Source organism: Geothrix terrae (assembly GCF_022808775.1).
Classification (GTDB): domain Bacteria; phylum Acidobacteriota; class Holophagae; order Holophagales; family Holophagaceae; genus Geothrix; species Geothrix terrae.
On sequence record NZ_JAKZLA010000006.1, the window covers coordinates 56,296 to 69,501 of the forward strand.

Genomic DNA, 13,206 nt, shown 5'->3' on the forward strand with positions numbered 1-13,206 from the left:
TCAGGCTTCGTCGTAATGGAGCAGGCGTCGGTCGCCCTCAAGGGCGCGGAGGCGGGTGAGGTCCTGAGTGACTTCCAGGGTGCCCAGGTAGGCCCCAGCCTCGTCGCGCACGGCGAAGTAGCGGATGTGGACGAACTTCCCCTGCATCTGGATCCAGAACTCCGCCACGGTCTGGCGGCCGGTCTTGAAGTCGTTGAGGATGCGCTCCACCACGTCCACGCTCTTGGGCGGGTGGCAGTGCTTCACCTCCCGGCCCAGGATGGTGCGGCTGCGGGCGAAGACCCGGTCGGGCCCCTCGCTGAAGAAGGCCACGCGGTCGTCCGCGTCCACGAAGGTGATATCCACGGGTAGCGAGGAGAAGATGCCGATGAGCTGCTGGACGCTGAGGGCTCCGCTGGGGAAGGCCACGGCCGAGGCATTGGGCAGGCGGATGGGATCCTCGGGCAGGGTGGCCGCCGGCGGCGTGTAGCCCGCGGCAGGCTCCACCAGGCACCAGCCGTAGCGTGGGCTGTCCCGCCAGACCTCGCCCCACTCCTCTTCGGTGAACAGGCCCAGGCACATGGGCAGGAGGATGGTCTCCTCCTTGTAGACCATGGACTCCAGGGCGGCCAGGGCCGGGCGCAGCACCGTCGGGACGAGGATCTTCAGCTCGGCGCCGCTGAGGCTCTCCTCCCGCAGCACCTCGATGGCCCCCTTGAGCAGCTCGCGCACCTCATCGTCCTTGGCCCACATGACCTTGGAGGGTCCCGTGTTGCCGTGGCGCTCCAGGATGGAGAACACCAGATGCTCCTTGCGCTGGTAGTGCTTGTCCACGTCCATGAGGGCGTTGAAGGCCCCCAGCACGGCCAGTCGCTCATCAGTGGGGTAGGCTTGATCCGCCACGGATTCCAGGGCGGCGACCTGCTGCCGGGCCGTGCCAATGGCGGCTTCCAGTGCCCGGTTCTCCCGGCGGAAGGTGTCCACGGGATGCCCTGCGGGCAGCTCCATGGCCTTGGGCTGGACCACGGTGTCCTGGAGCACCTCCGCGTGGAGGTCGCACATGGACTTCACCTCCTCGGGGCTCATGCCGTCGGCCATGAGGGACTGCTCCATGGCCGTGATCTCGCTGGCATCCACCTCGCCCACGAGGTGGGCCAACCGTCCCCGCACCTCCTCGGGGGCCTCACCCCGATGGAGGTGCAGGATGATCTCCTTGAGGGTGGCGATCCGGTGTTCCCGGTTGTTGAGGAGTTCGCTCATGGTGACTTTCCGTGGGGGCATCCCCGGGAACATGAGTATCAGATAAAAATGATCAACAATTCTTAAATGTGACCTTCGTCGCACCCCACCTGGGTTTCATCCCCGAAGAGCCCGCCAGGGGCGAGTGCTAGAGTAGGGGCATGAGCGAGAAACTGAGCGTCGGCCTCCTTTTCGGCGGGGAATCCCCCGAGCACGAAGTCTCCATCGTCACGGCCCGGGCCATCGCGGAGCACCTGGACCCCGAGCGGTTCGAGGTGCGGCCCATGGGCATCGCCCGGAACGGCGTGTGGGTGGTGACCGGCGACCCCTTCACGCGCCTGGCGGCCGGGGAGCTTCCGGAGCGCAGCAGCCATCCCTTCCTGCCCCTGGAGAGGGGCGCCGAGGCCACGCCCCTTCCGGACCTCTTCTTCAACGCCCTGCACGGCGCTGGTGGTGAGGATGGCCAGATCCAGGGCTACCTGGAGCTGCTGCACCGCCCCTACACCGGGGCCGGCCTGCTGGCCATGGCCGCAGGCATGGACAAGTGGATCACCAAGCGCCTGTGGGAGTCCGAAGGCCTTCCTGTCGTGCCCTACGTCGGCCTGACCGAGGAACGGTGGCGGCGGGAGCAGCCGGCCTGCCTGGCGGAATGCGCCAAGCTGGGGCTGCCCCTCTTCGTCAAGCCCGCGAACCTCGGCAGCAGCATCGGCGTGGAGAAGGTGAAGCGCGCCGAAGACCTGCCCGCGGCCCTGGACCGGGCCTTCACCTTCGACCGGCGGGTGCTGGTGGAGCAGGGCCTGGATGTCCGGGAGATCGAGGTGGCGGTGCTCGGCGGCGACGAGCCCCTGGTGTCCCAGCCGGGGGAGGTCATCGTGGCCGACGAGTTCTACACCTTCGAGGACAAGTACCTCCACGGCAAGAGCCGCACGGAGATCCCGGCCAACATCCCCGAGGAGCTGGCGGATCTGGTGCGGAAGCTGGCGGCCAAGGCCTTCGCGGCCTCCGACGGCTACGGCATGGCCCGGGTGGACTTCTTCCTGGAGCGGCTCACGGGGCGGGTGTTCCTGAACGAGCTGAACTTCATCCCCGGATTCACCAGCATCTCCATGTATCCCAAGATGATGGCCGTCAGCGGCGTGCCCTACGCCGAGCTGCTCACCCGCCTCATCAACCTGGCCCTGGCCCGCCACGCCCAGACCGCCACCAAGCAGAGGGGCTTCCGGTCGGGCAGCGACTGGTTCCGGGGCTCGCAGGGCTAGGCTCGGCCGGGTGGGTGGAGCCGGGTTTCCGCGGGCCGCGGATAGCTGACAGTGGACGGCCCATTTCCACGTAGACTGTCCCCATGCACGCCCGTACCTGGCTCTCGGTGTTCTCCTTCCCCCTCGTCGCGGTCTTCACCCTGCCGGTGATCCAGCGGGGCGAGCCATCCCGTCCCCAGCCCAAGCCGGGAGTCAAGGCTCCGCCCCAGGACCCCCTGGCGGGCCTGTCCGACATCCAGGACGTCCTGTCCCTGGTGCAACAGAACTACGTCGATCCGCCCGACATGGAGAAGGTCGTCTCCGGCGGCATCCAGGCCGTGCTCGAACGTTCGCACCCCCTGAACGCCTACCTGTCCGCCGACGACCTGCGGTTGCCGGATCCAGGCCCGGCTGAGGCGGGCCTGGTGGTCGTGAAGCGGGGCATCTACGCCACGGTGCTGGCGGTGACGCCCGGCGGCCCGGCCGCCAAGGCCGGCATCCAGCCCGGCGATGTCATCCGCAAAGTGGATGGCGATTCGGTGGGCCGGCTCAGCGCCTGGACCCTGGAGCGCCGCCTTCGGGGGACCGAAGGCACGGCCGTGGACCTCTACCGCTACAACGCCACCGGCGACCTGACCAAGACCACCCTGCAGATGCAGCGGTTGCCCAAGGCGCCGGTGACCCTCAAGCAGGGGGCCGGCGCCCTGATGGTGTCCCTGCCAGACCTGAATCCCGGCCGGGCCGAGGAGCTCAAGAAGCTGCTGGCGCCGGTGGACCGGAAGCAGACGCTGGTGCTGGATCTGAGGCAGTGCGTGAAGGGCACGCCCGATGAGGCCGCCGCCGTGGCGGGTCTCCTGGGCGCCAAAGGTCCCCTCGGCACCGTCCAGGAAGCGGGCAAGCCCGACCAGGAGGTGCCGCTGGCCGGAACGGGCGCTCCCTTCGCCCGCCTGTCGCTGCTGGTGGGACGCTCCACCCTGGGCCTTCCCGAAGTGCTGGCCTCCTGCCTGAAGAAGGGCGGCGCGCGGACCTTCGGGGAGAAGACCCCGGGCCTGGGCGTGGAACGCAGCCGCTTCCTCCTGAAGCAGGGCGGGGCGGTGGAGCTGGTGTCCCGCCGCTGGGTGGGCCTGGGCGGCGAGAAACTCGATCGCCAGGGCGTGGCCCCGGACCAGGTGCTGAAGCTCACGGATGCCGATGACGCCCTGGCCAAGGTGCTGGCTGCCCTCGAGGCGCCGGCGCCCGCCACACCCACGCCGACGAAGGCCGCCTAGCTTGGCTCGAGGCAAAGGGAAGCGCACGTCCACCCTGGCCCTGCTGGGCTGGGCCACCTTCACCCTGCTCCTGGGCCTGGGCGCGGGCCTGATGCTCGGCCAGCAGGGCTGCGGCCGGCGCCAGGTTCCCGCGAAGCGGGAGGCGCCGAGCCCGGAATTGAAGAAGCCCGAGAAAAAGCCCGCTGAGCCGAAGGCGAAGCCCACCTCCGAGGCCGCCAAGCCCCAGAGCGGGGAACCGGAACATTCGCTGCCCCGCCTTGCCCTCGTCATCGACGACCTGGGCTACATGCAGCCGGAGCTGGTGACGCGGCTCTGCAGCCTGCCCGTGCCCTTCAGCGTGGCGGTGCTGCCCTACCAGGAATTCACCCGCGACAGCGCCGATATCGCCCACCGCCTGGGCAAAGAGGTCATGCTCCACCTGCCCATGGAACCCATCGGGTACCCGGGGCCGGGTCGCGATCCAGGGCCCAACGCCATCCTCTTCAACCTCCCGGAGCCCGAGGTCCGCCGCCGCGTCCGCATGGCGCTGGACGGCATCCCCCACCGCGCGGGCGTGAACAACCACATGGGCAGCCGCATCACGCCCGACCGCACCCGCATGACCTGGGTGCTGCAGGAGCTCAGGGCGCGGAAGCTCTTCTTCGTCGACAGCCGCACGGAGAAGGACAGCGTGGCCTATGACGTCGCAGAGGAGCTCGGCATCCCGGCGGTCCAGCGCAAGGTGTTCCTGGATGACGACAAGGCTTTCCCCGAGATGGAGAAGCAGTGGGACCGGGCCCTCAAGCTCGCGGAGAAGGATGGCTCGGCGCTCATCATCGGGCACATCTACCCCGAGACCGTGGAGGCCCTGGAGAAGCTGGTGCCCCGCAGCAAGGGGCAGGTGCGCTTCGTGAAGGCGAGTGAACTGGCGAAGTGATACGCTGACGCTGGCGATGGCGTCCGCCCCATAACCGCCGGCCGGTCGGCTGATGACGCCTGTGGATCCTGGAGGACACAGGCATGGCTGTCTATTCGTTTCTGGCGGTGGGCGTCGGCGCGGCCCTCGGCGCGTGGCTGCGCTGGGGCCTGGGCGCCCTCCTGAATCCATTTCTTCCCTCGCTGCCGCTTGGCACCCTGGCGGCGAACCTGCTGGGGGGCTACCTTGTGGGCGTGGCCGTCGCTGTGTTCACCCAGCATCCGGGCTTGGCTCCCGAGGCGAGGCTCCTCGTCATCACGGGCTTCCTGGGGGGGCTCACCACCTTCTCGACGTTCTCGGCCGAGGCGGTGCATCTCTTGACCCGCGGCGAATATGCCTGGGCCGCCGGCCACATGGCCGTCCACCTGGCGGGATCCCTTTCGATGACCCTGCTGGGCCTGCTGACGGTGAAGGCGTTCGTGAAAGCCTGAGGAGGCGTCATGAAGGGCACCTACCTGACCTTCTTCGTCCAGGAGGACCGGACACACCACGGCGTCCTGGTCTACGAATGGCTGCTGAAGGAGGCGCGGCGGCTGGGTCTCAAGGGTGGCACCGCCTTCAAGGCCATCGCCGGTTTCGGCCGCCACGGGCTCATCCATGCGGACCACTTCATCGAGCTGGCGGGCGATCTGCCCGTGGAAGTGACCTTCATGGCCACCGAGGAGGAGGCGAACCGCCTCATCGCCTTCATCCAGGCCGAAGGTCAGTCCATGTTCTACATCTCCGTGCCCGCCGAGTGCGGCTTCATCAACGAGCAGGTGCGTTCCTAGGATCCGCGGGTGTTCTAGCCGCGCTCAGTGCCCGCAGCCGCACCCGCCCGTGAAGCAGGAGCTCTTCGCCGCGCGGGTCATGCCGAGGCCCTCCTTCCCGATGAGGAACGCCAGCCCCAGGGCCGCGGCGGCGTCCACCCACCAGAGGGCGGGGGCGATCAGGAAGAGCAGGCTGCCCGCGAAGAGCACCACGGAAAGCTGGATGCAGGCCAGGCTGCAGGCCGCGTCCGCCGCCACCGTGGCGCTGTCCAGGGCCTGGGCCGCCCGGAGCTTGGCGCGCCAGAGGAACACCATGAAGGCCAGCGAGAGGGCCGAGATCACGAGTCCTGGCACTGTGGTGGGTGGGTGGGCGCGGGCCGTGAGCTGGAGGACGGCGCCGCCCGCGATGCCCGCGGCCAGGAAGAGGAACAACCGGCCGATGCCGAGCGTGGCCTTGCGCTCGCGCTCGAGGTTGCCGTGGTCCAGGAGCTTCCACAGCACCAGCAGCGCCGAGGCCACCTCGATGAAGCTGTCGGCGCCGAAGCCGAAGAGGGCGACCGAGTCGTCCGCCCAGCCGAAGGCCATGGAGACTAGGCCTTCCACCAGGTTGTAGGCGATCGTGAAGCCCGCCAGCCAGAGCGCCCGGCGGCGCCAGTCCGGACCGCTCATGCGTGGGCTTCCCGTACCTTCCGCGCCTTCACGAGCACCAGGGTGGAGCCCTGGGGATGGCATTCCATGTGGACCTCGTCCATGACCTGGCGCATGAAGTACACGCCCCGGCCGCCCGGCTTCAGGAGGTTCTCGGGCAGGTTCGGATCGGGCAGGGCCTCCAGGTCCACGCCGGGTCCCCGGTCCTCGATGCGGATCTCGAAGCGGTCGGTCTTGGGGGTGAAGGTCACCTTCACGGGCTTGTCCCGGTCCAGCTTGTTGCCGTGGCGCATGGCGTTGGCGATGCCTTCCTGGATCGCCAGCCACAGGCGCTCACCATCCTCCTGGGTGAAGCTCAGGTGCTTCAGGAACTCCGCGCCCACCACCTGGATGAGGTCGATGAAGCGCAGGTCCGTATTGCAGGTGAGGACGACGGGCAGGAGGGCGGGGTGGGCCATGGGACGGGAATTCCCTTTCAGAGATCAGGCATGCCAAGGTCAAGGTACTTGGAATCTGCCTTCCGAAGCCAGAGGTTTTGCCATGTCCCGATAGGCATCCGGGGAGGGTGAGGGGCGTGTCGGAGATCACAATTAAGAATTAATGGTCCTAAATATGGAGAATTGTGGAACACTGCTGTCCGGCGCCCAGAGCGGGCAAGACGGAGGTTTCCATGAAGGCAAGGTGGTGGCTGGTGTTGCTGGTGCTCCTGGCGGGCTTCGGCGTGCTGGGGTTGGGGGGGAGGCAGATCGCCCAGAACGCTCCGCCCATTCCGCAGCATGTGGTGGCCGAGGATGGCACCCAGCTGGTGGGCCCCGGCCAGATCCTGGAAGGCCAGGTGAGCTACCTGGGCCACGGCGGCCAGCACATCGGCTCCATCTGGGGCCATGGGGCCTATCTGGCGCCTGACTGGACGGCCAAGGCGCTGCACCAGTGGGCCGCCCACACCCTGGACGGCGTGAAGGCCCAGGGGGCATCCCTCGCGGACGCGAAGGCCACCACTGTGTCCATATTTCAGAGCAATCAGTATGAAAATTCCACGGAAACCCTGAAGCTGAATGCCGCCCAGGCCGCCGCCTACCTGAAGGCCCGGGAGGAGCTGGCCAAGGTCGCCGTGGAAGGCGACAAGGGCGCGGCCATTCCTGCCCACTGGATCCCCACCATGCAGGAGGGCGAACGCGTGGCCGACTTCTGGCTCTGGACCGCCTGGACCGCGGCCGCCCGCAGGCCCGGGGCGGACCACAGCTACACCCAGAACTGGCCCCAGGAGCCCCTGGTGGGCAACACCATCACGCCCATCAGCCACCTCTGGAGCATCCTGTCGATCATCCTGCTGATCCTGGGCGTGGGCCTCATGGTCTGGCACCACGCCAGCCAGCCCGCCGAGGAATTCCCGGACCCCAAGCCCATTCCGCCCGCCCCGGCGACCCCCAGCCAGCGCTGGTCAGCCATCTACTTCGCGGTGGCCATGGCCCTGTTCCTGGTGCAGATCGGCATGGGCGTCCTGACGGCCCATGACGCGGTGGAGGGCAACGGGCTCTACGGTCTCGACCTCTCGCACATCCTGCCCTACGCGGCGTCCCGCACCTGGCACCTCCAGCTGGCGGTCTTCTGGATCGCCACCTGCTGGCTGGCCACGGGCCTCTACCTGGGCCCCAAGCTCAGCGCCAAGGAGCCCAAGGGCCAGTGGCTGGGCGTGGCCGGCCTGCTGGCGGCGCTCGTGGTGGTGGTGGTCGGCGCCCTCGCCGGCGCGCACCAGGCCATCGTGGGCAAGCTCTCCGGCTCCTTCATGCTGGGCCACCAGGGCTATGAGTACGTGGAACTGGGCCGCCTCTGGCAGATCCTCCTCACCCTGGGCATGGTCATCTGGCTGGTGCTGGTGCTGCGCTCGCTGATCCCGGCCCTGAAGGGCGAGAAGGGCCGCCTGGGCCTGCTCAAGCTCTTCGTGCTGTCCGCCATCGCCATCCCCCTCTTCTACTCCGCGGGCTTCATGTACACCCGCGAGACGCACCTCGCCCTGGCCGAGTACTGGCGCTGGTGGGTGGTCCACCTCTGGGTGGAGGGCTTCTTCGAGGTCTTCGCCACCGTCGCCATCGCGCTGCTCTCCACCCGCATGGGCCTGCTCCGCGAAGGCACCGCGCTGCGCGCCGTGAGCCTCTCCATGGGCCTCTTCCTGGGCAGCGGCGTCATCGGCACCTTCCACCACCTCTACTACACCGGCTCCCCGGCCTCCATCTCGGCCCTGGGCTCCGTGTTCAGCGCCCTGGAGATCGTGCCCCTCACCATCGTGGGCTTCGAGATCGCCATGAGCCTCAAGGCCGGCCGGGCCCTCGGCAGCGGCTATGAGTGGCCGTTTAAGTACTTCGCGGCGGTCTGCTTCTGGAACCTGCTGGGCGCCGGCGTCTTCGGCATGCTCATCAACCCGCCCTCGGTGCTCTACTTCGGCCAGGGCCTCAACACCACGCCCATCCACAGCCACGCCGCGCTCTTCGGGGTCTACGGCTTCCTGGCGATCTCCCTCATGCTCTTCGCCCTGCGCGGCATGACGCCGGACAAGGCCTGGGACGAGAAGTGGCTGAAGTGGGGCTTCTGGGGCCTGAACCTGGGCCTGGTGCTGATGCTGGCGATGTCGCTGGTTCCCAGCGGTCTCTACCAGATCACCCAGAGCCTGAACCAGGGCACCTGGTACGCCCGCAGCGCCGAAGTGGTGCAGAGCCCGCTCATGCGCACCTTCACCTGGCTGCGCATGCCCGGCGACACCCTCTTCGGCCTCGGCGCCCTGGCGGTGATCATCTTCACCTTCAAGGCCGTCATCGGCGCCTGGGGTTGGAGAACCGCGGAAGAGACCAAGCCCGCCCGCGAGGTCGTGGACGGCGCCCCCGCCTTCGCCCTGAACGAGGACTGAGGTTTCCCGCCCACGGACAAGGCCCCCGCCGCGAGGCGGGGGCCTTGTTGTCTATCCCATCATGATGCATTGACGCCCAAGGATGGCGAATGTAGATTTCCGTGCCGTTTCAAAATAATGAGACACGGTATCAATCACCATTCGGTCCTGAATCGCGTCCGGATCCCCCGGACATCATCACGGAGGGCGGTATGAGGTGGATGAAAGCACGTTCGGTGATCCTCGGATTCGGGCTGGGCCTGGCCAGCCTCGCCGGGCAGGAGGCTCCCCCAGTCACCCACGGGGACATCCTGATTCCCGACACCAGCCTTGAGGCCCGGGAGGATATCGGCCTCAGATCCCACACGAACCACCTGATTCTGCTCCGTCCAGCCGGGGGCCTGGGACCGGGGGGCGGCATGTCCCCGACGCAGCTCCGCGACTTCTACCACCTTGCCGCCACCGGGGGCCATGATGTCATCGCCATCATCGACGCCTACCACTACCCGACGGCCCTGAGCGACTTCAACACCTTCTCGGCCCAGTTCGGCCTGCCGCAGGAGGCGTCCACCAACCCCACCGCCTCCACCAACACCGTCTTCCAGGTCGTCTACCAGGGAGGGAAGAAGCCCCGGACCAATTCCGGCTGGGCCCTGGAGGCGGCGCTCGACATCGAGTGGGCCCACGCCCTGGCGCCCAACGCCAAGATCGTCCTCGTGGAGGCACAGTCCAACAGCAACGCGAACCTCTACGCCGCGGTGGATCTGGCGGTGTCTCTCGCAGGCGTGAAGCAGGTGTCCATGAGCTGGGGCGGCAGCGAGTCCTCGGGAGAGACCGCCTACGACACGCACTTCAACGTGAACGGGCCCGTGTTCTTCGCCGCCAGCGGGGACACCGGCGGCAAGACCATCTACCCCTCCACCTCGCCGTACGTCGTCGCCGTGGGCGGCACCAGCGTGGCCACGGACGCCAACGGAGCCTTCACGGGCGAGACCGGCTGGAGCTCCGGGGGAGGCGGCAACAGCCCGTACGAGGCGAAGCCCAGCTGGCAGGTGGCCGTGTCCATGACGGGTTCTGGCCGCGGCGTGCCGGACATCTCCTCCGATGCGGATCCGAGCACGGGGGTGGCGGTGTACGACACCACGTCCTACCAGGGACGGTCCGGCTGGTGGGTGGTGGGCGGTACGAGTGTCTCGTCCCCCTGCATGGCCGGCATGGTGAACCTGGGCGGAGGGACCTTCACCAACACCACCCAGCTGCTCACGGCCATCTATGCCAACTACCTGAATCCGCCAGCCACGCCGGTCTTCCGGGATATCACCTCCGGGAACAACGGCTTCCCGTGCCTGGTGGGATGGGATTACGTCACGGGCGTGGGCTCGCCCCAGGGGACCGGAGGGTTCTGATCTGCGCATCGGACCGCGTGAAGCCGGAGCCCTCTTCATCGAGGCCCGGCTTCACCCGCTGTTCCGCAGTCCTGCGGCGATGCCATTGATGGTGAGCAGGATGCTGCGCACGGTGAGGCCGTCGCTGTCGCGGGCCTGATCGCCGGCGCGGTAGCGCCGCAGCAGCTCCACCTGGAGGTGGTTCAGGGGGTCGATGTAGGGGAAGCGGTGCTGGATGGAGCGTCTCAGCGTGGGGTTGTCCTCCAGCAGCTGACCCTGTCCGGTGATGGCCTTCAGGGCCTGGATGGAGGTTTCACATTCCTTCTGGAGGCGCTCGAAGATCTCGCTCCGCAGCTTCGCGTCCTCCACCAGGCCCACGTAGCGTGACGCGATCCCGAGGTCGACCTTGGCCAGCACCATGTCCATGCTGGAAAGCAGGCTTCGGAAGGTGGGCCAGCGGGCGTGCATCTCCCTCAGCAGGGCCATGCCCCGCTCTCCGTGCTTCTGCTCGAACGCCGAGATCGCCGCGCCGAATCCGTACCACCCCGGTAGCATCACGCGGCATTGGCTCCAGCTGAAGACCCAGGGGATGGCTCGAAGGTCGGTGATGGCCCGGCTCGCCTTCCGGCTGGCGGGTCGCGATCCGATGTTGAGCCTGGCGATCTCGGCGATGGGCGTGGATTCCCAGAAGAACCGCTCGAAACCCTCGGTGCCGTAGACGAGCTCGCGGTAGGCCCGGCAGGCCTCGTTCGAGAGCTCATCCATGGCCTGCGCGAAACGCGGATCCAATCCGGAGCCGTCGGCGTCCGGAAGGCTCGCCTCCAGAGTGGCGGCCACCAGCACTTCGAGGTTCCGGCGCCCCACGGCCGGGTGGCCGTACTTGGCGGCGATCACCTCGCCCTGCTCAGTGAGGCGGATCTGGCCCTGCACGGCGCCGGGGGGCTGGGCCAGGATGGCCTCATAGCTGGGGCCGCCCCCCCGGCCCACGGACCCTCCCCGCCCATGGAAGAGCCGGAGGCGGACGCCGTGCCGTGCGGCCACCTCCACGAGGCGGAGTTCGGCTTTGTAGAGCTCCCAGCGCGAGGTGAGGAAGCCACCGTCCTTGTTGCTGTCCGAATAGCCCAGCATCACCTCCTGCACCCCCCCGCGGCTGTCCAGCAGACGCCGGTAGAGGGGCAGGGTGAGCAGGCCATCCAGGATGCCACCGCAGCGCTGGAGGTCTTCGATGGTCTCGAAGAGGGGGATGAGGTTGATGTCCAGGCGACCCTCCGCCGGACGCAGAATCCCGCCCTCCCGCAGCATCACCGCCGCTTCCAGGAGGTCGGAGACGCTTTCCGTGTGGCTGACGATGCAGCTGGGGAGCGCCTCGGTTCCCAGGCGCCGCTGCGCCTCGGCGGCGGCCCGGAACAGGGCCAGCTCGCCGCTGGTCTCCGGGCTGTAGACCAGGTAGGGCGAGGCGAGGGGCCGGGGGCTTTCCAGCTCGGAGGCCAGGAGGGCCACCCGCTCCGCTTCGCCAACGGCCAGGTATCCAGCGCCAGGGCGCACCGCCTCCAGGAGCTCGGCCACCACCCGCTCGTGGACATCGGAACTCTGACGCAGGTCGAGAGGGGCGAGGTGGAAGCCGAAGACCGAAACCGCCCGCCGCAATTCCCGCAGGCGCCCCCGGGCCAGCCGGCGCCCACCGTGGGTTCGCAGGGAGCGGTCCAGGGCATCCAGATCATCCTTGAGCTGGGCAGGGGAATCGTAGGATTCCCGGGGACCAGGCGCGGCGCCTGCCTCCTGGGTCACCTCCTTCCGATGGGTGGCCGTCAGCCGGTCGAAGATCAGGGACAGGGCACGCCGGTAGGCTTCGTCCGCGTGCCGGAGGGTCTGGTCCGGGGACCGTTCCGCCAGGTCCAGCACCTCCTGGGAGGCGCTGGACACCTGCAGGCTCAGGGAAAGCTCCTCGGCGAGGGCCCGGGTCTCCCGCAGCAGGTGTTCGAGGACGACGCGGGACTGGGTGCGCAGGGTCTGCTGGAGCACCTCGGCCGTCACGAACGGATTGCCATCCCGGTCGCCGCCGATCCAACTGCCGATCTGGAGAAAGGGCGGAAGCTCCGTGTCGCCCCAGGCGGGATCCTCCCCCAGGCGGTCCTCCAGGTCCGCATAGAGGGCCGGGACCTCCCGCAGGAAGGTGTGGTCGAACGTGGAGAGGGCGCTGGAGACTTCATCGGCGACCGCGGGGCGCTGGGGGCGCAGCATGCGGGTCTGCCACAGCAGCAGGACCAGTCGCTGCAGGTGCTCGTCCCACAGGGCCGCTTCCCTGGGCGTCCAGGCGCGGCGGTCCCGCTCGTCCAGCAGCCGGGCGATCCCGAGGTGGGCATTGAGGATGCTCTTGCGGTGGACTTCGGTGGGATGGGCCGTGAGCACGGGCCGGACCAGCGCCCCGCTGAAGAAGGCGCGCAGGTCCGCCGCATCCAGCCCCGCCTCGGTGGCCCGGTCCAGGGCGTGGTCCAGGGAACTGGGCCTGGACGTGGCGTCCTCCATGTGGTGGGCCCGGGAGCGCCGGATGTGATGCTGATCCTCTGCCAGGTTGGCGAGCTGCGAGAAATAGCTGAAGGCGCGGACCACTAGGATGGCGTGGCCAGGGCTGAGGCTCTTCAGAATCGCCTTCAGGTCGTCGTCGGTGCCGGACTCCCGGGTCCGGCGGAAGCGGACTGAACTCTGCCTGATCCGCTCGATGAGCTGGAAGACCTCCTCGCCCTCCTGCTCCCGCACCGTGTCTCCCAGAAGGCGTCCCAGGGTGCGGATGTCCTCCTTCAGGGGCAGGTCCTTGTCGGAGGGCGTGGCATCCATGAGGGGATCCCCTGGAAACGGAAGTCGGG

General features: G+C 68.3%; 11 protein-coding genes and 1 riboswitch. Of the genes, 7 read left to right on the top strand and 4 right to left on the bottom strand.

Translation table 11 applies throughout. From position 1 onward, the window contains the following. Complete coding sequence (locus MLE42_RS11950) at nt 1-1,239, bottom strand: DUF438 domain-containing protein (protein WP_243288114.1); 1,239 nt, start codon at nt 1,237-1,239, stop codon at nt 1-3. Between the two features lie 140 nt (nt 1,240-1,379). Between MLE42_RS11950 and MLE42_RS11955 the strand changes: the two genes are divergently transcribed. The 5 genes from MLE42_RS11955 (at nt 1,380) to MLE42_RS11975 (ending at nt 5,449) form a co-directional block, all read left to right on the top strand. After that, nucleotides 1,380-2,477, top strand: coding sequence for a D-alanine--D-alanine ligase family protein (locus MLE42_RS11955; protein ID WP_243288115.1), 1,098 nt, complete (start codon nt 1,380-1,382; stop codon nt 2,475-2,477). An 83-nt stretch (nt 2,478-2,560) separates the two neighbouring features. Then, nucleotides 2,561-3,724: a S41 family peptidase gene (locus tag MLE42_RS11960; protein ID WP_243288116.1), complete on the top strand. Its 1,164-nt coding sequence runs from the start codon at nt 2,561-2,563 to the stop codon at nt 3,722-3,724. A 1-nt stretch (nt 3,725) separates the two neighbouring features. Next, complete coding sequence (locus MLE42_RS11965; protein WP_243288117.1) at nt 3,726-4,640, top strand: divergent polysaccharide deacetylase family protein; 915 nt, start codon at nt 3,726-3,728, stop codon at nt 4,638-4,640. Nucleotides 4,641-4,643: 3 nt separating this feature from the next. After that, nucleotides 4,644-4,709: riboswitch (Fluoride riboswitch) on the top strand. Nucleotides 4,710-4,723: 14 nt separating this feature from the next. After that, nucleotides 4,724-5,110 (top strand): fluoride efflux transporter CrcB, encoded by a 387-nt coding sequence (gene crcB, locus MLE42_RS11970; protein ID WP_243288118.1) that lies wholly within the window; start codon nt 4,724-4,726, stop codon nt 5,108-5,110. A gap of 9 nt (nt 5,111-5,119) precedes the next feature. Further along, complete coding sequence (locus MLE42_RS11975) at nt 5,120-5,449, top strand: DUF190 domain-containing protein (protein ID WP_243288119.1); 330 nt, start codon at nt 5,120-5,122, stop codon at nt 5,447-5,449. Nucleotides 5,450-5,473: 24 nt separating this feature from the next. Here the strand turns inward: MLE42_RS11975 and MLE42_RS11980 are convergent, their stop codons facing one another. Then, nucleotides 5,474-6,097 (bottom strand): cation efflux transmembrane domain-containing protein, encoded by a 624-nt coding sequence (locus MLE42_RS11980; protein WP_243288120.1) that lies wholly within the window; start codon nt 6,095-6,097, stop codon nt 5,474-5,476. Beyond that, the gene (locus MLE42_RS11985; RefSeq protein WP_243288121.1) at nt 6,094-6,534 is read right to left on the bottom strand and encodes an ATP-binding protein; all 441 of its coding nucleotides are present in this window, start codon (nt 6,532-6,534) and stop codon (nt 6,094-6,096) included. The genes MLE42_RS11980 and MLE42_RS11985 overlap by 4 nt, the downstream gene beginning before the upstream one ends. A gap of 212 nt (nt 6,535-6,746) precedes the next feature. Here MLE42_RS11985 and MLE42_RS11990 point away from each other — a divergent pair, with 212 nt between their 5' ends. Then, entirely contained in the window at nt 6,747-8,978 is a 2,232-nt protein-coding gene (locus tag MLE42_RS11990; protein WP_243288122.1) for a nitric-oxide reductase large subunit, read from the top strand. 200 nt (nt 8,979-9,178) lie between these two features. Beyond that, on the top strand, nt 9,179-10,363 hold the full coding sequence (locus MLE42_RS11995; RefSeq protein ID WP_243288123.1) for a S53 family peptidase: 1,185 nt from the start codon (nt 9,179-9,181) through the stop codon (nt 10,361-10,363). Between the two features lie 51 nt (nt 10,364-10,414). On the opposite strand, the gene ppc is transcribed toward MLE42_RS11995, so the two are convergent. After that, on the bottom strand, nt 10,415-13,177 hold the full coding sequence (gene ppc, locus MLE42_RS12000) for a phosphoenolpyruvate carboxylase (RefSeq protein WP_243288124.1): 2,763 nt from the start codon (nt 13,175-13,177) through the stop codon (nt 10,415-10,417). Between the last annotated feature and the right edge of the window lie 29 nt (nt 13,178-13,206).

Bases quoted from the DNA above. Each gene is read 5' to 3' on its own strand.
- MLE42_RS11975 (WP_243288119.1), top strand. From the start codon at position 5,120: ATGAAGGGCACCTACCTGACCTTCTTCGTCCAGGAGGACCGGACACAC.
- crcB (WP_243288118.1), top strand. From the start codon at position 4,724: ATGGCTGTCTATTCGTTTCTGGCGGTGGGCGTCGGCGCGGCCCTCGGC.
- MLE42_RS11980 (WP_243288120.1), bottom strand. From the start codon at position 6,097: ATGAGCGGTCCGGACTGGCGCCGCCGGGCGCTCTGGCTGGCGGGCTTC.
- MLE42_RS11960 (WP_243288116.1), top strand. From the start codon at position 2,561: ATGCACGCCCGTACCTGGCTCTCGGTGTTCTCCTTCCCCCTCGTCGCG.
- ppc (WP_243288124.1), bottom strand. From the start codon at position 13,177: ATGGATGCCACGCCCTCCGACAAGGACCTGCCCCTGAAGGAGGACATC.
- MLE42_RS11990 (WP_243288122.1), top strand. From the start codon at position 6,747: ATGAAGGCAAGGTGGTGGCTGGTGTTGCTGGTGCTCCTGGCGGGCTTC.
- MLE42_RS11950 (WP_243288114.1), bottom strand. From the start codon at position 1,239: ATGAGCGAACTCCTCAACAACCGGGAACACCGGATCGCCACCCTCAAG.
- MLE42_RS11985 (WP_243288121.1), bottom strand. From the start codon at position 6,534: ATGGCCCACCCCGCCCTCCTGCCCGTCGTCCTCACCTGCAATACGGAC.
- MLE42_RS11995 (WP_243288123.1), top strand. From the start codon at position 9,179: ATGAAAGCACGTTCGGTGATCCTCGGATTCGGGCTGGGCCTGGCCAGC.
- MLE42_RS11955 (WP_243288115.1), top strand. From the start codon at position 1,380: ATGAGCGAGAAACTGAGCGTCGGCCTCCTTTTCGGCGGGGAATCCCCC.